The 17,558-nt window shown below is 73.6% G+C and carries 16 protein-coding genes; 10 read left to right on the forward strand and 6 right to left on the reverse strand.

The window, feature by feature from the left end:
• Both VKZ81_RS28285 and VKZ81_RS28290 read right to left on the reverse strand, forming a co-directional pair.
• Nucleotides 1-279, reverse strand: a 279-nt coding sequence (locus VKZ81_RS28285; protein WP_324244763.1) for an ATP-binding cassette domain-containing protein, incomplete at its 3' end; no start/stop codon positions are given.
• A gap of 5 nt (nt 280-284) precedes the next feature.
• Nucleotides 285-1,226: a phosphate/phosphite/phosphonate ABC transporter substrate-binding protein gene (locus VKZ81_RS28290; RefSeq protein WP_324244764.1), complete on the reverse strand. Its 942-nt coding sequence runs from the start codon at nt 1,224-1,226 to the stop codon at nt 285-287.
• Between the two features lie 299 nt (nt 1,227-1,525).
• On the opposite strand from VKZ81_RS28290, the gene VKZ81_RS28295 reads away from it, so the two are divergent.
• From VKZ81_RS28295 to VKZ81_RS28310, 4 genes are all read left to right on the forward strand, one after another.
• On the forward strand, nt 1,526-2,182 hold the full coding sequence (locus VKZ81_RS28295) for a bifunctional 4-hydroxy-2-oxoglutarate aldolase/2-dehydro-3-deoxy-phosphogluconate aldolase (protein ID WP_324244765.1): 657 nt from the start codon (nt 1,526-1,528) through the stop codon (nt 2,180-2,182).
• Nucleotides 2,179-3,177, forward strand: coding sequence for a sugar kinase (locus tag VKZ81_RS28300; RefSeq protein WP_324244766.1), 999 nt, complete (start codon nt 2,179-2,181; stop codon nt 3,175-3,177). The genes VKZ81_RS28295 and VKZ81_RS28300 overlap by 4 nt, the downstream gene beginning before the upstream one ends.
• A gap of 144 nt (nt 3,178-3,321) precedes the next feature.
• The gene (locus tag VKZ81_RS28305) at nt 3,322-4,761 is read left to right on the forward strand and encodes an Nramp family divalent metal transporter (protein ID WP_324244767.1); all 1,440 of its coding nucleotides are present in this window, start codon (nt 3,322-3,324) and stop codon (nt 4,759-4,761) included.
• Between the two features lie 2 nt (nt 4,762-4,763).
• Complete coding sequence (locus VKZ81_RS28310; RefSeq protein ID WP_324244768.1) at nt 4,764-5,480, forward strand: pirin family protein; 717 nt, start codon at nt 4,764-4,766, stop codon at nt 5,478-5,480.
• 13 nt (nt 5,481-5,493) lie between these two features.
• Here VKZ81_RS28310 and VKZ81_RS28315 read toward each other — a convergent pair whose 3' ends face one another.
• The 4 genes from VKZ81_RS28315 to VKZ81_RS28330 form a co-directional block, all read right to left on the reverse strand.
• Nucleotides 5,494-5,967: a DUF1707 SHOCT-like domain-containing protein gene (locus tag VKZ81_RS28315; RefSeq protein WP_324244769.1), complete on the reverse strand. Its 474-nt coding sequence runs from the start codon at nt 5,965-5,967 to the stop codon at nt 5,494-5,496.
• A 145-nt stretch (nt 5,968-6,112) separates the two neighbouring features.
• Complete coding sequence (locus tag VKZ81_RS28320; RefSeq protein WP_324244770.1) at nt 6,113-8,416, reverse strand: transglycosylase domain-containing protein; 2,304 nt, start codon at nt 8,414-8,416, stop codon at nt 6,113-6,115.
• A 93-nt stretch (nt 8,417-8,509) separates the two neighbouring features.
• On the reverse strand, nt 8,510-9,181 hold the full coding sequence (locus VKZ81_RS28325) for a maleylpyruvate isomerase N-terminal domain-containing protein (RefSeq protein WP_324244771.1): 672 nt from the start codon (nt 9,179-9,181) through the stop codon (nt 8,510-8,512).
• 9 nt (nt 9,182-9,190) lie between these two features.
• Complete coding sequence (locus VKZ81_RS28330; RefSeq protein WP_324244772.1) at nt 9,191-10,285, reverse strand: LacI family DNA-binding transcriptional regulator; 1,095 nt, start codon at nt 10,283-10,285, stop codon at nt 9,191-9,193.
• Nucleotides 10,286-10,531: 246 nt separating this feature from the next.
• Between VKZ81_RS28330 and VKZ81_RS28335 the strand changes: the two genes are divergently transcribed.
• The 6 genes from VKZ81_RS28335 to VKZ81_RS28360 all read left to right on the forward strand — a co-directional run bounded on the left by VKZ81_RS28335 (nt 10,532) and on the right by VKZ81_RS28360 (nt 17,511).
• Complete coding sequence (locus VKZ81_RS28335; protein WP_324244773.1) at nt 10,532-11,824, forward strand: ABC transporter substrate-binding protein; 1,293 nt, start codon at nt 10,532-10,534, stop codon at nt 11,822-11,824.
• Nucleotides 11,825-11,826: 2 nt separating this feature from the next.
• A complete protein-coding gene (locus VKZ81_RS28340) occupies nt 11,827-12,768 on the forward strand; it encodes a carbohydrate ABC transporter permease (RefSeq protein WP_324244774.1) in 942 nt (313 codons plus the stop codon).
• A complete protein-coding gene (locus VKZ81_RS28345; RefSeq protein ID WP_324244775.1) occupies nt 12,758-13,690 on the forward strand; it encodes a carbohydrate ABC transporter permease in 933 nt (310 codons plus the stop codon). Before VKZ81_RS28340 ends, VKZ81_RS28345 begins: the two co-directional genes overlap by 11 nt.
• A gap of 15 nt (nt 13,691-13,705) precedes the next feature.
• Nucleotides 13,706-14,473, forward strand: coding sequence for an SDR family NAD(P)-dependent oxidoreductase (locus VKZ81_RS28350; RefSeq protein ID WP_324244776.1), 768 nt, complete (start codon nt 13,706-13,708; stop codon nt 14,471-14,473).
• Nucleotides 14,470-15,993: a heparinase II/III domain-containing protein gene (locus VKZ81_RS28355; protein ID WP_324244777.1), complete on the forward strand. Its 1,524-nt coding sequence runs from the start codon at nt 14,470-14,472 to the stop codon at nt 15,991-15,993. The genes VKZ81_RS28350 and VKZ81_RS28355 overlap by 4 nt, the downstream gene beginning before the upstream one ends.
• 252 nt (nt 15,994-16,245) lie before the next feature.
• On the forward strand, nt 16,246-17,511 hold the full coding sequence (locus tag VKZ81_RS28360; RefSeq protein WP_324244778.1) for an ABC transporter substrate-binding protein: 1,266 nt from the start codon (nt 16,246-16,248) through the stop codon (nt 17,509-17,511).
• The last annotated feature ends 47 nt before the right edge of the window (nt 17,512-17,558 follow it).

Genomic DNA, 17,558 nt, shown 5'->3' on the forward strand with positions numbered 1-17,558 from the left:
CTGGAACACCATGCCGATGCGCCGCCGCAGGCCGCGCAGCTGCGCGCCGCCCGCCGCGGCGACGTCGGTGCCGAGCACGCGGACCTCGCCCGCCGAGGGCCGGTGGAGGCCGTTGACGTGCCGCAGGAGCGTGGACTTGCCCGCGCCGGACGCGCCGAGCAGCACCACGACCTCGCCCGCGTGCACGGTGAGCGACACGTCGTCGAGGGCGTGGGCGCCGGGCCCGAACCGCTTGTGGACGCCGGCCAACTCGATGACCTTGTCGGGTGCGGCCGTCATCGCGGTCAGCTCAGGCTCGTGCACGACTCGGCCTCGGTGACCTCGCAGACCCGGCGCACGCCGTCGTAGAGGGCGTCGTCGACCGGGGCGTAGCCCCACCCGGAGTCCTCGCCGACCGGGCACTCCGCCGCCGAGGCGCAGAAGCCGTTGCCGGTCAGGTAGTCGACGTTGGCCTTCTGGGCGAACGCGTCGGCGATCACCTGGCGCAGCTGCGGGTCGACGTCGCTCGCCACCGTGATCGGGGAGCCGACGATCATCTCCGACCGCCACACCACGGTGAGCTGCCCGGGCTGCAGCTGCCCGGACTCGACGAGCTGGCTGTCGACCATGCCGTCGTGGGCGAAGCCCGCCTCGCACTGCCCGCCGGCGACGGCGAGGGCGGACGCGTCGTGCCCGCCCGCGAACACCGGCGTGATGTCCGCGGCCGGGTCCACCCCCGCCTCGATCAGCCCGGCGGTGGGGTAGAGGTAGCCGGAGGTCGAGTTCGGGTCCACGAAGCAGACGGTGCGGCCGGCGAAGCCGGCGAGGTCGGTGATCCCGGAGCCGGGGGTGGTGATCGCGTAGGACCGGTAGCCGGGCTGGTCCCCGGGGCCGTCCACGACGGCGGCGACCGGGGTGATGCCGGGGTCCTGCCGCTTGGCGAGCACGTAGGAGAACGGGCCGAGCAGGGCGATGTCGATCTGCCCGGCCCGCATGCCCTCGATCACCGCGGCGTAGTCGGTGGCGTTCTGGAACTCGATCGTCGCGCCGGTCTCCTGCTCGAGCATCGCGATGATCGGCTCGTAGCTCTGCCGCAGGGAGGTCGACTCCTCGGAGGGGATCGAGGCGAACACCAGCGTGCCGGCGCGCTCGGCCGGGGCGGGGGTGTCGAGCGCGCTCTCGCCGCACGCGGTGAGCGCGAGCAGGGCCGCGCACGCGCTCGCCGCGAGCCGCAGGGGTGGGATCATCGGGACAGCTCCTCTGGCCTGCCGGGGGACGGTCGGCAGCGAGGGTGGGCCGCGCGGGTTTCCGGTCCCGCCACGCGCGGGTGACGCGGGGGCGAACAGGGCTGGACGCTTCTGCGGACCGGTCCGGACAGCCCGGCGAGTCGGAGATCACGCGGCGCGGCGCCGTGGACGCTTGTCGTCGGGCCGCCGGGCGTTCATCATGCTCCGAGCCGTAGTGAAACTTTTTTCCGCTACGTGAAACGCCGCCGGTGCCGTGCGGGATTCCGTTTCCGGCGCCCGAGGAAGGGGGACCTCCGCCTGTGACCGAATCCAGCGCACGAGAACCCGACCGCGTTCCCGTCGGCGCCGGGCTCGCCGCCACCCGCGTCGTCGCGATCCTGCGCGCCGAGAACGCCGACCGGGCCGAAGCCGTCGTCGACGTCCTGGTCGAGGCGGGGATCCGCAGCCTCGAACTGACGCTGACCACGAAGGGCGCCCTCGACGTCGTCGAGCGGCTCGCCTCCCGGGTCCCGCCCGAGGTCGAGGTCGGTGCGGGCACGGTGCTCACCGCCGCCGACGTCGACCGCAGCGTGGACGCGGGCGCCCGCTTCGTGGTGTCCCCGTCGGTGGAGCCCGAGGTGATCGCGGCCGCGCTGCGGCGCCGGATCGCCAGCTACCCCGGCGCGTTCACGCCCACCGAGATCAACGCGGCCTGGCAGGCGGGCGCGACCGCGGTGAAGCTGTTCCCGGCCGGGCGGCTCGGCCCGGGTTACCTCAAGGACGTGCGGGCGCCGCTGCCGGACATCCCGGTGGTGCCCACCGGTGGGGTCGGCATCGACGCGATCGGCGAGTGGCTCGCGGCCGGGGCCGTCGCCGTCGGGATGGGCGGCCCGCTGATCGGGGACGCGCTGACCCCCGACGGGGACCTGCGCGCTCTCGCCGAGCGGGCGGCCGCGGCGCTCGAGGCGGCCCGGTGACCGGCGGCCCGGTGACCGGCAGCGCAGCCGGTGGCGGGGGACCGAGTGGCGGGGGACTGGTCACCCTCGGCGAGACGCTCGGCCTGCTCGTCGCCGACGACGTGGGCCCGCTGTCGCTGGCCAGCGGGATGAAGCTGTCCATGGGCGGCGCCGAGTCGAACGTGGCGATCGGCGTGTCCCGGCTCGGGGTGCCGGCGACCTGGATCGGCCGGCTCGGCCGCGACCCGATCGGCGACCTGGTCGAGCGGCACCTGCTCGGCGAGCGGGTGCGCGCCATCGTCCACCGCGACGACGCGCCGACCGCGATCATGCTGCGGGAGCGGCGCACCGGCTCGGTGCAGAACGTGACCTACTACCGCCACGGCAGCGCTGGCTCGCACCTGCAGCCGTCCGACGTGCCCGAGGGCGTCGTCGAGGAGGCGGGCGTGCTGCACCTGACCGGGATCACCCCGGCGCTGGGGGAGGGGCCGGCCGCGACCGTCCGCGCGGCGCTGCGGCGGGCCCGCGCCGCGGGCGTCCCGGTGTCGGTGGACCTCAACTACCGGTCCCGGCTGTGGGACCCCGCCACCGCCGCGCCGGTGTTCCGGGAGCTGGTCGCGGGCGCGGACATGGCGTTCGCCGGCGACGACGAGGCGCGCATCGCGCTCGAGCTCGACGACCGCACCGGCCCCGAGAAGCTCGCGACCGCGCTCGCCGAGCTGGGCCCGCGGGAGGTCGTGATCAAACGCGGCAGACACGGCGCCACCGCGTTGATCGACGGCGAGCTGATCGACGTGCCCGCGGTGCCGGTCCAGGTCGTCGACAGCGTCGGCGCCGGCGACGCCTTCGTCGCCGGCTACCTCGCGTGCCGGCTGACCGGGCGCAGTCCCGAGGAGGGGCTGCGCACCGCGGCCGTCACCGGGGCGCTCGCCGTGACCGTGCCCGGGGACTGGGAGGCATCCCCCCGGCCGCACGAACTGGACCTCCTCGGCGCCGGAGACGACGTGCAGCGCTGAGGCTGCGGCGTTGAGGCTGCGGCGTTGAGGCTGCGGCGCTGCGGCTGCGGCGCTGCGGCTGCGGCGCTGAGGCTGCAGCGCTGACGCTCGTCCGCGGCGCGCCCGAGGACCGACTCGCACGACGTGAAGGAAAGGCAACCAGCCATGTCCGCCGAACGCGACGACGCGGTGTCGACCGACCCGTCGACCCCGTTCCCCACCCGGTACCTGCCACCACCGCAGGTCCGTGAGCTGCCCGCGCCGCCGCTGAACCAGTGGCGCTACGTCGGCCCCGGCATCATCGCCGCCGGGGTCGGGCTGGCCAGCGGGGAGTTCATCCTCTTCCCCTACATCACCTCCCAGATCGGGCTCGGGTTCGTCTGGGCGGCGCTGATCGGGTTGATCACCCAGTACTTCCTCAACATGGAGATCGAGCGCTACACGCTCGCCACCGGGGAGACCGCCCTCACCGGGTTCAGCCGCATGTGGCGGCACTGGGGCCTGGTGTTCGCGATCCTCGCCTACCTCGCGAACCTCTGGCCGGCGTGGGTCACGAGCTCCGGGACGCTGTTCTCCTACATCTTCGGCGGCGACGCCTCGATCATCGCGATCGTGCTGCTCGTGCTGGTCGGGGCGATCCTCACCCTCGCCCCGATCGTCTACAACGCCCTCGAACGCGCCCAGATGCTGAAGGTCGCCGCGGTGGCGCTGCTGGTCGTCGTCGGCGCGGTGTTCGCGATCGGCGGGGCCTGGGCGGACGTGCCGACGATCGTCACCGAGGCGCAGTTCCCGGCCGCCGAGCTCGGGTTCGCCACGCTGATGGGCGCGCTGGCCTTCGCCGGCGCGGGCGGCGGCCAGAACCTGGTGCAGAGCAACTGGATCCGGGACAAGGGCTTCGGCATGGGCCACTACGTGCCGAAGATCGTCTCGCCGCTGACCGGGGAGCCGGAGGCGCGCGGCCGCGTCGGCTACGTGTTCGCGCCGACCGAGGAGAACCTCGCGCACTGGCGCGGCTGGTGGCGGTTCGCCAACCGCGAGCAGCTGTGGACGTTCGTGCTGATCTCGTTCGTCTCGATCGTGTTCATGTCGCTGCTGGCGTACGCGACCGTGTTCGGCCACCCCGACGTGCAGAACGACATCTCGTTCCTGCAGGTCGAGGGCAACGTGCTGATGGAGCGGGTCGGCACGTGGTTCGGCTACTTCTTCTGGGTGGTCGGCGCGGTGTCGCTCTTCGCCGCCGCGTTGGGCATCGTCGACTACACCAGCCGGCTCGCCGCCGACGTGCTGAAGACGATGTACTTCCCGGACGTCAACGAGAGCAAGCTCTACGCGGGCCTGGTGTGGGGGCTCGCCGCGCTCGGGATCATCGTGATCTCGGCCGGGATGTCCCAGCCGATCGTCCTCGCCGTGATCGCGGCGTGCGTCGGCGGCACGATGATGTTCATCTACTCCGGCCTGCTCATCGTGATCAACAAGAAGATGCTGCCGGAGCCGATCCGCATCCGCGGGTTCCGGGTGGGCGCCCTGGTGTGGTCGGTGCTGCTGTTCGGCGTGCTCGCGGTGCTCACCGTCATCCAGCAGGTCGGCAACCTGGTCGGCGGCTGACGGTGCGCACGGTCGTCCGGGTCGAGGAGGCCCTGCACGCGGGGCCGGACGCCGAGGTCGACGACAAGTGGCTGCACGTGCGGCCGCACGACCCGGCCCGGACGGCTCCGTTCCTCGTGCTGTCGGAGGACCGGATCACCGCGCCCGGCTTCGACTGGCACCCCCACCACGGCATCGAGACCGTCACGGTGGTGCTCGACGGGGCGCTCGAGCACGAGGACGACGCGGGCGGCGCCGGCGTGCTGCGGGCGGGCGACGCGCAGTGGATGACCGCGGGCCGCGGCATCACCCACCGCGAGGTCGCCGCCGCGGGCGGGCACGCCCACGTCCTGCAGCTGTGGCGGGACCTGCCCGCGCAGGCCCGGTCGGCGGCGCCGGGGCACCAGCAGCTGCGCGCCGCCGACCGCCCGCGCATCGTCCGCCCCGGCGTCGAGATCGACGTGCTCGCAGGCTGGGTCGACGGCGTCGCCGGGCCCGCCCGGCCCGCCGCGCCCGCGCAGGTCGTGCTCGTCACGCTGGAGCCCGGCGCGGTGCTCGAGCTGCCCGTGCCCGCGGAGCACCGCGCGTTCGCCCTCGTGGTCGAGGGCGACGCGACGGTGGCCGGCACCCCGGTCGGGGCCCGCCGGACGGCCTGGTCGGAGCCGGGCCCGGGCACGCGGCTCGCCCTCGCCGGCGGCGCCACGGGCGCGCGGCTGCTGGTGGCGAGCGCCCGGCCCTGAGCGCGTCCGCCCGTCACACCGGCGCGGGCGGCGCGGCCGGACCCGCCGCACGGGAGGCGAAGCGACGGTGCACCAGCAGGCTGATCCCGAGCCAGAAGATCGGCCACACCGGCCAGAACCACGGCGCCGGGTCCATCGCCCAGCGCGTCACCAGGAACGCGGCGAGGAAACCGGCGATCGAGGCGTGCACGGCGAGCCACCGGCGCGCCGCCGGGGTGAGCGGACCGGCGCGCCGCCCGCGCCGGGCGGGGCCCGGCAGCTCCTCGGTGGGGTGCTCCTCGGCGGGCAGGTCGGCCGTCAGCGGGGCGAGCTCGTCGCGGGTCACGGCCGCGTAGGCGGCGGCCTGCCGCTCGTCGGCCTCGGCGATCGTGAGCAGGCCCGCGCTCGCGGCGTCGCGCAGGCGGGCGGCCACGGCCTCCCGCTCGGCGTCGGAGGCGCGGATGCCGGTGGGCCGAGCGGGCTCGGCGGGTGGGGTGGGTGTCGTCATGCCCTCGATGCTGGACCGGCGCACCGCGCGCGGCGTCGGACCGGCGGAGGCTTCGCAGCTACGCCCGCGGTGGTAGGGCCCGCGGTGGTAGGGCCCGCGGTGGTCGGGCCCGCGGTGGTCGGGCCCGCGGTGGTACGGCCGTCGCTCAGCCCGCGCCCGGCGGCGGGGGCGGCGGCGGGACCGAGCCGCTGCTGATGTGCAGGGTGATCGTCTCCTCGGGCAGCGCCGTGCCCTGCGGGGACTGCCCGATCACCGTGCCGGCGGGGGCGGCGTTGTCGACGGTGACGGTGGTGACCGGGAAGCCCGCGCGTTCGAGCCGCTCGCGGGCCTCGGCCTCCGGACGGCCGATGACGTCCGGGATGCGGGTGGCCTCGCCGCCCTCGACGTAGCGGGGGTCGGTGGGCGGCAGCGGGAGCACCGGGTCGTCGGCGAGCAGCGCGGTCATCGTGCCGAACCAGGTCTGGGCGGGCGTCTTGCCGCCGAAGATGTTGCCGCTGCGGCAGGCGAACGGCGCCCCCTCCCCGTCGCACAGGGGCCGGGGGTGCGCCGAGTTGTCGAACGTGATCACCGCGCCGGACACCTGCGGCACCACCCCGAGGAACGCGGCGGACTGGTGGGCCTGGGTGGTGCCGGTCTTGCCCGCCATCGGGCGGTTCCAGCCGACCTGGGCAGCGGCGCCCGCGGCCGTGCCGCCCGGCTTGTCGTCCTTGCTCATCCCGGTGAGCAGCGTGTTGGCCAGGCCCGGTTCGACGACCTGCTCGCACGGGGCCTCGGTGACCTCCACCGGGTTGCCCGCCGGGTCGGTGATCGACTCGATGGGGCTGGGCGGGCACCACCGCCCCGCGCTTGCGAGGGTGGCGCCGACGTTGGCGAGCTCCAGCACGCTCGTCGGGGTGACGCCGAGGGTGAACGAGGCCTGGTTCTGGGCCTTGGCGACCTCGGCGATCGAGCGGTCGGTGCGCCGGCCGGTGGCCGGGTCGACGAACGGGGTCGTGGCGAGCGAGCGCATGCCCAGCCGCACCGCCATGTCGACCACGGGCGGCACGCCGGTGAACTCCTCGAGCCGGATGAACGCGGTGTTGGGCGACTGGGCGAGCGCGTCGGTGAGCGAGAGCCGCGGGGCGTAGCTGCTCGAGTTCTGCACGGGGATCGGCCGGCCGGCGCCGTCGCGGTAGATCGGGGAGGCGTACCCCGAGGGCGGCACCTCGATCTGGGTCTCGATGCCCAGCCCCTTCTCCAGCGCGGTGGCGGCGGTGAAGACCTTGTACACCGAGCCCGCGCCGAGGTTGACCGGCTCGTAGGGCAGGCCGTAGCTGGTCTCGCGCGCGGCGGCGTTGAGCCCGTAGACCCGGCTGGAGCCCATCGCGAGCACCCGGTGCTTCTCGGCACCCGGCTCCACGATCGCCATGACGTTGGCCGCGTCGGGCGAGTCCGGCGGCACCTGGGCCTTGAGCGAGGCGTTCATGGCGGCCATCGCGTCCGGGTCGAGCGTGGTGCGCACCGTGTAGCCGCCGGCCGCGAGCTGGGTGCGGGGGATGCCGGCGCTCTCCAGGTAGTGCAGCACGTAGCTGCAGAAGAAGCCGTTGTCGCCCGCGCCGACGCAGCCGTTGGGTCGGGTCTTGAGCGGGGACACCACGCCGAGCGGGCTCGCGAGCGCGGCCTCCGCCTGCTCCTCGTTGATCATGCCCTGCTCGTGCATGAGCCGGATGACGAGGTCGCGGCGCTCGCGTGCGGCCTCGGGGCGGCGCACCGGGTCGAACCCGCTGGTGGAGCGCACCATGCCGGCGAGCAGCGCGGCCTGGGGGATCGTGAGCCGGTCGGGGGTGGTGTCGAAGTAGGTGCGGGCGGCGGCGGCGATGCCGTAGGCCCCGTTGCCCCAGAACACGGTGTTGAGGTAGCGGGTGAGGATCTCGTTCTTGTCGAGCTGCTGTTCGAGCTGCAGCGCGATCTGCACCTCGCGCAGCTTGCGCTCCGGGGTCTGCTCGACCGCGCGCAGCTGCTCGGCGGGCGTGTTGGCGAGCACGTAGAGCGTGTAGTTCTTGACGTACTGCTGGGTGATCGTCGAGGCGCCCTGCTCGATGTCACCCGCTGCGGTGTTCGCGACGACGGCCCGCAGGGTGCCGGGCCAGTCCACGCCGCCGTGCTCGAAGAAGCGCCGGTCCTCCACCGCGATGAGCGCCGCGATCATCGCGGGCGACACCTGGTCGAGGGTGACGAGGTCGCGATCCTGGGAGAAGACCCAGGCGATCGGGTCGCCGCGGTTGTCGGTGATCGTGGTGGTCTGCGGGAGCACCCCGTCGCTGAGCTCGGTGGACAGCCCCGTGAGGCTGTCGCCGGCCTGCTTGGCCACCAGGCCGGCGCCCGCGACGAGCGGGTAGGTCACGCCCGCGACCAGCACGCCCGCGAGCAGGCAGAGACCGAGCAGCAACCCGACGCACCGAAGGATCACACGCCTCCGCACGGTACCGACGTTAACCGCGATCTCCCCGGCGCGCATGCAGGGGCGGCGCATCCGGCTGACCTGCGGTGATTCCCCGGCGGCTCACCCGAGCACGGGCAGGCGGTCGGCGAGCGGCCCGGCCTCGGCCGCCTGCTCGTCGTCGGGCCGCACCCGGCCGGTGGCGATCAGCGCGGCGGTCTCGTCGTCCCACGGCAACGGGCCCCCGGCGAGCTCCTCCACGGTGGTGCGGGTGAGGCCCAGCGCGGAGGGCGCGGGCGCCGGGAGGGTGAGCTCGGCGGCGAGGTCGAGGTGGTGGACGGTGAGCTCCAGGGCCCAGCAGGCGAGGAAGTCCCCCGTCCGCATGGCGAGGCCCTGGGTCGCGACGACGCCCTCGCCCAGCGCGTCGACGGCGGCGGCGAGGGCGCCGACGGTGGGCATCAGGTGCGCGACGATCCCGGTCGGGCGCTGGTAGGCCGCGCCCACCGCCCGGACGAACCGCATGTGGCCCCCGGGCCCCGCGGCCGACCGCTGCCCGGCGGGCCGGCCCCAGTAGCTCGCGGCGTCGGTGTCGGCGGCCCGGTCGGTGGGGGTGACGACGCCGAGCAGCATCTCCTGCAGGCCCAGGTGGACGTGCACGAGCACGTCACCCGCGGTCCAGCCGCGGCAGCGGCTGGTGGCGAGCAGCTGGTCGTCGTCGAGCCCGGCGGCCGCGGCGCGCAGCTGCTGCAGGGCGTCGAGGAACCCGGTGCGCCCGTCGGCGTGGGAAACCTGCACCGGGGGAGGTTAGCGACGCCGCTGCCGCGGCCGATCCGGCTCCACCTGCGGCGCCGGGCCGGTCGATCCGCGCACCACCAGCTCGGGGCGCAGCAGCAGCGAACCGCCGTTCGGCCGCTCCGCACGCCCCTCCACCCCAGCCCTGAGGTGGGCGAACGCGGCGTCGGCCATCGCGGGCAGCGGCTGGCGGATGGTGGTGAGCGGCGGGGTGGCGAGGTCGGCGAGCACGATGTCGTCGAACCCGACCACCGACAGGTCGGTGCCGACGGCGACGCCGGCGTCGCGGGCGCCCGCGCAGATGCCGAGCGCGCACATGTCGTTGATCGCGACGATCGCCGTGGGTGGCCGTCCGTCGCCGAGCAGCTCGCGGGCCGCCGCGCGGCCGAGCTCCGGGAAGTCCAGGTCGCCGTAGTCGTCGGTGTCGGTGTTGCCGACCCCGCCGGACCACACCACCGCGTCCTCGGCGGTCAGGCCGAACCGCTCCAGGGCCGCCTCGAAGCCGCTGAACCGGGCGCGCCGGTTCACGCTGCGCAGCGAACCGGAGACGAACGCGAGCCTGCGGTGGCCGAGCTCGAGCAGGTGGCGGGTGGCGAGCTCGGCGCCGACCGCGTTGTCGACCGAGATGTTCACCAGCGACGGCGGGTCGCCCGCCTGGGCCGTGCGGTCGAACGCGACGAGGGTGAGTCCGCGGTCCACGAGCGGGAGCACGTGCTCGAGCGAGGGCAGCGACGAGCACAGCACGACGCCGCGCACCCCGTCGGCCCACAGCTCCTCGAGGTACCCGCGCTCCCGCCCCGGGTCGCGCTCGCTGTTGCACAACAGGACCCGGTAGCCGGCCTGCAGCGCGGCCGCCTCCAGGTGGCGGGCGAACGTGCCCCAGAACGGGTTGGCCACCGACGGCACGACCAGCCCGAGCACGTGGGACCGCCCGGTGCGCAGCTGCCGGGCCGGCCCGTTGGGGCGGTACCCGAGGCGGGCGATGGCCGCCTCGACCCGCTCCCTGGTCTGCGGCAACATCCGGTCGGACCGGCCGTTGAGCACGTTGGAGACCGTGCTCGGGGAGACGCCCGCCTCAGCGGCGACCTGGTGGATCGTCACACTCACGGCGCCTCCCGTCGTCGCACATCCCCGCCCGATGTCGATCGTTGACCCGGTGCGGACCGAGTGCCGACCCAGTGCTGGCCCTGTGCCGACTCGGCGTCGTTGACCCGGCGTCGACTCGGCGTTGACCCAGCGTTGACACGGCATGGGGGTGCACCTAGTTTGGTGCATCGTTGCAATGGTGCAACGTTGCAGTGGTGAGCGCCACCCGGCCGGCCGATCCACACCGCAGTGGAGGGGAGCTCGACGATGACCATCCGACACCGGTCCGTCCTGCGGGCCGTGGCGGCCGCAGCGGCGGGCCTCGTGGCCCTCGCCGCGTGCGGGGGACCCGCACCGTCCGGCGGCGGTGGCGACGGCACCGTGAGCGGCGAGATCAGCCTGCTCACCCCGATCTTCGAAGGGGCCGACGGGGCGGCGGTGCTCGAGGAGCAGCTGGCCGCGTTCCAGGCCCAGCACCCGGGCGTCACCGTGAAGCCGGACTACACCACCTACGGCAAGCTCAACGAGAAGCTCACCACCTCCATCGCGAGCGGCCAGCCCTACGACGTGATGCTGATGGGCGCCGGGTGGATCCCGCCGTTCGCGGAGAAGGGCGTGCTCGCCGACCTCGGGCTCGAACCCGCCGAGCTCGGCGCGCGCTACTACGAGCGCGCCGTGGACGCGGGCGTCCACGAGGGCAAGGTCTACGCGCTGCCGATCATGATGGACACCCGGATCGGCATCTACCGCAAGGACCTGTTCGCCCAGGCCGGCATCACCGAACCGCCGAAGAACTTCGCCGAGCTGCGCGAGTACGGCAAGCGGCTCACCCAGCGGGCGCCGGACGGCACGCTGCAGGTGGCGGGCCTCGACGTGCTCGGCATCGACCCGCGCCAGGCGTTCCTCACGATGCTGTGGGCCGCGGGTGGCGAGCTGTTCGGCCCGGACGGCTCGCCCGCGTTCAACTCGCCCGCGGGGGTCAAGGCGCTGCAGACGATGGCCGACGTCATCCAGGTGGACCGCAGCGAGGACGTCGGCTGGACGACGCCCAACTCGCCGACCGGCAACGTGATGGCGCAGGGCCGCGCCGCGATGGCGGTCGGGCACCACCACTTCTGGACCCAGATCCAGGAGGAGGCGCCCGAGCTGATCGCCGAGGACAAGCTCGGGTTCTTCGTGATCACCGACGAGCGGCCCGCGATGTTCCAGGGCGGCACGCTCGCGACGGTGTCGGCGCAGAGCAAGCACCCGGAGGCGGCCAGGGCGCTCGCGGAGTTCCTCGCCTCCGAGGGCCCGGTGCTCGCGGCGAACGAGCAGCGCGGCAACATCCCGTCGCTCAAGTCGCTGGAGTCGTCGGAGTTCGTGCAGCAGAACGGGGCCATCCAGTTCGCGATGCAGAACTTCGAGCACGCCCACTCCGAGGGCGGCGTGCCGCAGTGGCTCGAGATCCGCGACAAGTTCAAGCCCGCCATCGAGAGCGCCCTGCTCGGGCAGAAGAGCCCGCAGCAGGCCCTCGACGACCTCGCGGCCGAGGCGTCGGCCGCGCTGGCGGGACGCTGAGCATGGCGGCTCCGACGGCGGCGCCCCCGGCCACCCGTGCGGTGGCCGGGGCGCACCGGCGGTCGCGCCCGCTCGGCCACGAGCGCCGCCGGGCGGCCTACCTCATGCTCGCGCCGGGGATGCTGCACCTGGCGTGGTGGATCGGTGTCCCCACGGTCGCGACGTTCGTGCTCGCGTTCACCCGTTACGACATCCTCGCCGGCACGATGGCCTGGGCCGGCCTGGACAACTTCGTCGCGATCTTCCGCGACCCGGTGTGGTGGACGGCGGTCTGGAACACGGTCGTCTACACGTTCTTCACCGTGCCCGTCGCCATGGCGATCGCCGTGGTGATCGCCGTGCTGCTGAACACGAACCTGCGGGCGCGGGCCTGGTACCGCACCGCGGTCTTCATGCCCCACATCACCGCGACCGTTGCGATCGCGCTGGTCTGGATGTGGATGTTCGAGCCGAACATCGGCCTGTTCAACTGGGTCCTGTCCTGGTTCGGCGTGCGCGGCCCGGCGTGGACCTCCGACCCGGCGTGGGCGATGACGTCGGTGATCCTGATGAGCGTCTGGAAGGGCATCGGCCTGAAGATGGTCATCTACCTCGCCGCGCTGCAGGGCATCCCGCACGACCTCTACGAGGCGGCCGAGATCGACGGCGCGGGTCCGGTCCGCCGCTTCTTCGCGGTCACGCTGCCGCTGCTCGGCCCGGCCACGTTCTTCGTGCTGGTCGTGTCGCTGATCGAGTCGTTCCAGGTGTTCGAGCAGTTCTACGTGCTCACCCCGGAGGGCGGCCCGGCGGGCTCCACCACCGTGATGACCTACGAGATCTACAAGTCGGCGTTCCAGCGCTTCGACATGAGCGTCGCGAGCGCGCAGAGCGTCGTGCTGTTCGTCTTCCTGCTCGTGCTGACGATCGTCGGCAGGCGGTTCACCGGGAGGGACGATGTCGCCTGAGGGCACGTCGGCCCCGGTCGCGCCGCCCGTGCCGAGCGGGCCCGGGCCGGGGCGGTTGGGGGGTGCGCCCCGGCCCGGGCGGATCCTCCTGCACGCGGTGCTCGTCGCGCTGTCGCTCGCGATGGTCGCGCCGTTCGTGTGGATGGTGCTGACCTCGCTGAAGTCGCACGCCGAGGTCATGTCGTACCCGCCGACGGTCCTGCCGTCGGTGTGGCAGTGGGTGAACTACCCGGACGCGCTCGGGTTCGCCCCGTTCGGCACGTACTTCCGCAACAGCATGGTCATCGCCGTGAGCCACACCGCGATCAACGTGGCGCTCGCGGCCATGGCCGGGTACGCGCTCGCCCGGCTGCCGTTCCGCGGGCGCACGCCGGCGCTGGTGTTCGTGCTGGCGGCGATGATGATCCCGACGTTCACCAAGATCGTGCCGCAGTACCTGCTGGCCAAGACCATGCCGTTCTTCGGCGGCAACGACTTCCTCGGCCGCGGCGGCAGCGGGTGGCTGGACTCGTGGTGGGCGCTGATCGTGCCGGGCGCGGTCACCCCGCTCGCGATCTTCCTGTTCCGCCAGTTCTACCTGTCGCTGCCGCGCGAGCTGGAGGAGGCCGCGCGCCTGGACGGGCTCGGCGAGTTCGGCATCTTCGCCCGGGTGATGACGCCGCTGATGAAGCCCGCCATCGCGACGGTCGCGCTGATCACGTTCGAGAACAGCTGGAACAACTTCGTGTGGCCGCTCATCGTCACCCGCACCGACCAGCTGCGGGTGATCCAGGTGGGGCTCGCGGCGTTCCAGCAGACCGAGCGGACGCTCTGGGAGTACCTGATGGCGGGCACCGTGCTCGCCACCGTGCCGATGATCGTGCTGTTCCTGTTCACCCAGCGCTACTTCGTGCAGGGCTTCGCCACGGCAGGGATCAAGTAGGAAGAAGGAGATCGCGTGAGCTTCGATCTGACGGGACGACGCGCCCTGGTCACCGGCGCCGGCCACGGCATCGGCGCGGGGATCGCCGAGGCGCTGGCCGCCGCGGGCGCCGACGTCGTCGTGCACCACGGGCGCTCGGCCGGGCCCGCGGCCGAGGTCGTCGAGCGGATCGGTGCGCTGGGGCGCAAGGCCACCGCGATCGGCGCGGACGTCACGGTCACCGCCGAGGTCGACCGGCTCGTCGACGAGGCCGTGGGCTTCCTCGGCGGCCTGGAGATCGTCGTGACCAACGCGGGCCACCTCGTCGGCCGCTCCCCGGTGGCCGACATGACCGACGAGCACTTCAGCAAGGTCGTCGAGGTCAACCTCGGGTCGACGTTCCGCACCGTGCGGGCGGCGATCCCGCACCTGAAGGCGGCCGGCACCGCGGGCCGGGTCGTCACGATGGCCTCGCTCGCCGCGCACAACGGCGGCGGCCCGGGCGGGGCCGTCTACGCCGCGGCGAAGGCGGGCGTCGTCGGGCTCACCAAGGGCCTGGCCAAGGAGCTCGGGCCGGAGGGGATCACCGTCAACGCGCTCGCCCCCGGCTTCATCGGCGGCACCGCCTTCCACGACACGTTCACCCCGCCCGAGGCGCAGAAGGCCATGATCGCGGGCATCGGGGTGGGCCGCGGCGGCACCGTCGCCGACGTCGCGGGTGCGGTGGTCTGGCTCTGCTCGGACGCGGGCTCGTTCATCAACGGCGCGACCATCGACATCGACGGCGGCGTCGCGTACCGGTGAACCCGGTCGCGGTCCTGCCGCGGGAGCGGGGCGGGTGGTGGCACCACTACGTCTGCCCCGCCCACGGCGTGGAGCTGGAGCACGTCGGCCTGCTCAGCGGCGAGTTCCCCGAGGGCGGGGCGCCGTGCCCGCACGGATGCCGGATCGACACCGCCGACGTGCGCGGCGCGTGGACCGTGCTCGCCCACCAGGCGTGCGCGCGGGCGATCCTCGCCGCCGCGGGCGGCACGCCGGACGAGCGCGGTGCCGCCGTCGCGTTGCTGCGCGAGTACGCCGAGCGCTACGCCGCGCTCGGGGCGAGGGAGCACGACGGGGCCGCGGACTGGATGCTGCGCGGACGGCTGTTCCACCAGGCGCTCACCGAGGCGATCTGGGCCGTGACGATCGGGCGCGCCGCCCGGCTGCTCGGCGATCCCGTGCCGCGGCTCACCGCCGGGCTCGCCGACGCCGCCCGCGCCGCCCGCGACACCCTCGTGGCCGAGGGGCGGTTCCGCTCCAACTACACCGCCTGGCTGGACGCGGCGGGCGCGGCGTGCACGGGGAAGCCGGAGTGGCTCGACGGCCCGCACGGGATCTTCGCCCACGTCCTCGCCGCCACCCACCCCGACGGCTGGGAGTGGGAGGCGAGCACCTACTACCACTCGTTCGTGCTGCGCGCCTACCGGCACGCGATCGCCGCGGTGCCCGGCGTGAAGGTGCCCGCCGCGGTCCAGGCGCGGATCGAGCGGGCGGCCGAGGTGCTGCGGGTGCTCGTCACCCCGGGCGGACTGCTGCCGTCCCTGCACGACGGCCCGTACCGGCGCGCGGAGTGGGACCGCGAGCTCGCCGAGCTCGACCTCACCCCCGCGCCGCGGCGGCCCGTCACCGTGTACCCGGACGCGGGCTACGCGGTCCTGCACGCGGCCTGCGGCATCCACGCGATCGTCGACTACGGGCCGCACGGCGGGGCGCACGGCCACCTCGACACGCTGTCGCTCTACCTCTACGGCGACCGGGTCGCCTGGCAACCCGACCCCGGTCAGGTGCCCTACGGGCACGCCGGGTGGCGGCGCCACTACGCCTCCACCGCGGCCCACCCCGCGTTCTCGGTCGACGGGCTCGACCAGGCCGAGTGCGCGGGGGAGCTGGTCGAGACCGGCCCGGACGGGGTCACCGTCGCCTGCGCGGGCGCGTACGACGGCGTGCGCGCGGTGCGGCGGGTGGCGCTCGCCCCCGACGGCGCGCTCCACGACGAGCTCACCGTCACCGCCGACCGGCCCCGGCGGATCGCGGCGCACCTGCGGCCCGACGTGCCGCTCTCGGTGCGGATCGGCCCGGACGGGTCGGCAACCACGGTGTGGGACGGCTCCCTGCGTGGCACCCACACCGCGTCGGTGCCCGCGCGCTTCGCCGCCCGCCCCGGCCCCGGCCCCGCGGACGACCCGCAGCGCACCCGCACCCACGTCGACTGGGTGGCCGAGGACGCCGCCGCCGTCACCTTCCGATCGACCTACCGGGTGGGCACGCAGGACCGCTGCTGATCGCCGGCCGCCTCGACGAGCCACCTCGACGAGGCGCGTGGGGCTGGACCGCGACGGCAGCTTCACCGCGTCGTAGGCGGGCTCGATCGTCCGCTGGACCGCCTGAGCCACCGTCGCCTCGAGGTGCGGTCACCTCGATATGCAACCGTGTCCAGCCACAGGCAATCACCGACTTGACACCGTTGCGCACGTACCTACGATCGTTGCGCGGCTTTAACGCTAAAGCAGCATCCCTTCCCTGAGGAGCACCCGATGAGGAAACCTCGCGTTCGCCGCGCCACGGTCGTCGCGGCAGTCCTCGGCCTTGTCGTCGCCGTCTCGGCCGCATGCGGCTCCGGTGACGGCTCCGGGGACGGTTCCGGCGCTTCCGAGGGCGGCGTCACGACGCTCACCTTCGCCGCCTCGACGTTCGGCGACCCGGGCCGCGGGCCCCAGCTCGAGGAGTGGCTCGAGAAGTTCAACGCGAGCCAGGACGAGATCCGGGTCGAGGCCGCCTCGATCCCCTACCCGACCTTCGGCCAGACCGTCCTGACGCAGATGGGCGGCGGCGAAGGCCCCGACCTGATCCGCTTCGACATGCCCGAGTTCGAGGCCGCGGCGGATGCCGGCCTGCTCGCACCGCTCGACGACCTGATCGACGTGAGCCGGTACGACCTGCTCGAGCAGCCGGACCGGTTCATGGTCCACGACGGCGTCCGGCACGGGATCATCTTCGAGGCGTCGAACTACGCGATGTTCTACAACGCCGACCTGATCCCCGAGCCGCCCACGACCTACGAGGAGTTCTTCGCCACCGCGCAGTCGCTCACCTCGGGCGACGTCTTCGGGCTGGCCTTCCGGCACACCGAGGCCGAGGAGGCTGGCGTCTGGCAGGACATCTTCAACTACGTCTACGGCTTCGGCGGCGCCTGGTCCGACGGGGAGAACCTCACGATCAACAAGCCGGAGAACCTCAGGGGCCTGCAGGCCTACAAGGACCTGTACGACGCGAACGTCATCCCCCGCGGCGCCGACGCGGCCACCTTCCGCCGCATGTTCGCCGAGGGCAAGGTCGGCATGGAGCTCAACAACGGCGGCTACGCCACCCACCTGCGTGCCGAGAGCCCCGAGTTGAACTTCAGCGTCGCGCCCATCCCGTTCCCGGTCCGCAGCCAGGGCGCCATCCTCGCGCCCATCGTCATCAACGAGGCGAGCGAGGCCAAGGAGGAGGCCGCGACGTTCATCGAATGGGCCCTCCAGCCGGAGAACCAGACGAGCCTGCAGGAGATCCTCGGCGCGAGCAGCGTCGCCACGGCCACCGAGCGCACCCCGGAGTCGCTGAGCGAGCTGCCGTTCCTGCCGGTGTTCGACGAGCTCACCGAGTCCAGCCTCCCGCAGATCGTGTTGGGCTTCGAGGCGCAGACGCCGGACATCCGCAAGATCGTCGTGCAGAACGTCATCGCCGCCCTGCAGGGCCAGGTCGATCTCGAGACCGCGCTGAACAACGCTCAGGAGCAGGCGACCGATCTGGTCGGCTGAACCGGCGGTGCCGGGGCGGGTGGGCAGCCCGCCCCGGCACCGTCCCA

The organism is Pseudonocardia sp. (assembly GCF_035305885.1).
Lineage (GTDB): Bacteria > Actinomycetota > Actinomycetes > Mycobacteriales > Pseudonocardiaceae > Pseudonocardia.

Coding starts and splice junctions, on each gene's coding strand:
- VKZ81_RS28360 (WP_324244778.1), top strand. CDS start 16,246: ATGAGGAAACCTCGCGTTCGCCGCGCCACGGTCGTCGCGGCAGTCCTC.
- VKZ81_RS28315 (WP_324244769.1), bottom strand. CDS start 5,967: ATGACGACACCCACCCCACCCGCCGAGCCCGCTCGGCCCACCGGCATC.
- VKZ81_RS28345 (WP_324244775.1), top strand. CDS start 12,758: ATGTCGCCTGAGGGCACGTCGGCCCCGGTCGCGCCGCCCGTGCCGAGC.
- VKZ81_RS28305 (WP_324244767.1), top strand. CDS start 3,322: ATGTCCGCCGAACGCGACGACGCGGTGTCGACCGACCCGTCGACCCCG.
- VKZ81_RS28340 (WP_324244774.1), top strand. CDS start 11,827: ATGGCGGCTCCGACGGCGGCGCCCCCGGCCACCCGTGCGGTGGCCGGG.
- VKZ81_RS28290 (WP_324244764.1), bottom strand. CDS start 1,226: ATGATCCCACCCCTGCGGCTCGCGGCGAGCGCGTGCGCGGCCCTGCTC.
- VKZ81_RS28335 (WP_324244773.1), top strand. CDS start 10,532: ATGACCATCCGACACCGGTCCGTCCTGCGGGCCGTGGCGGCCGCAGCG.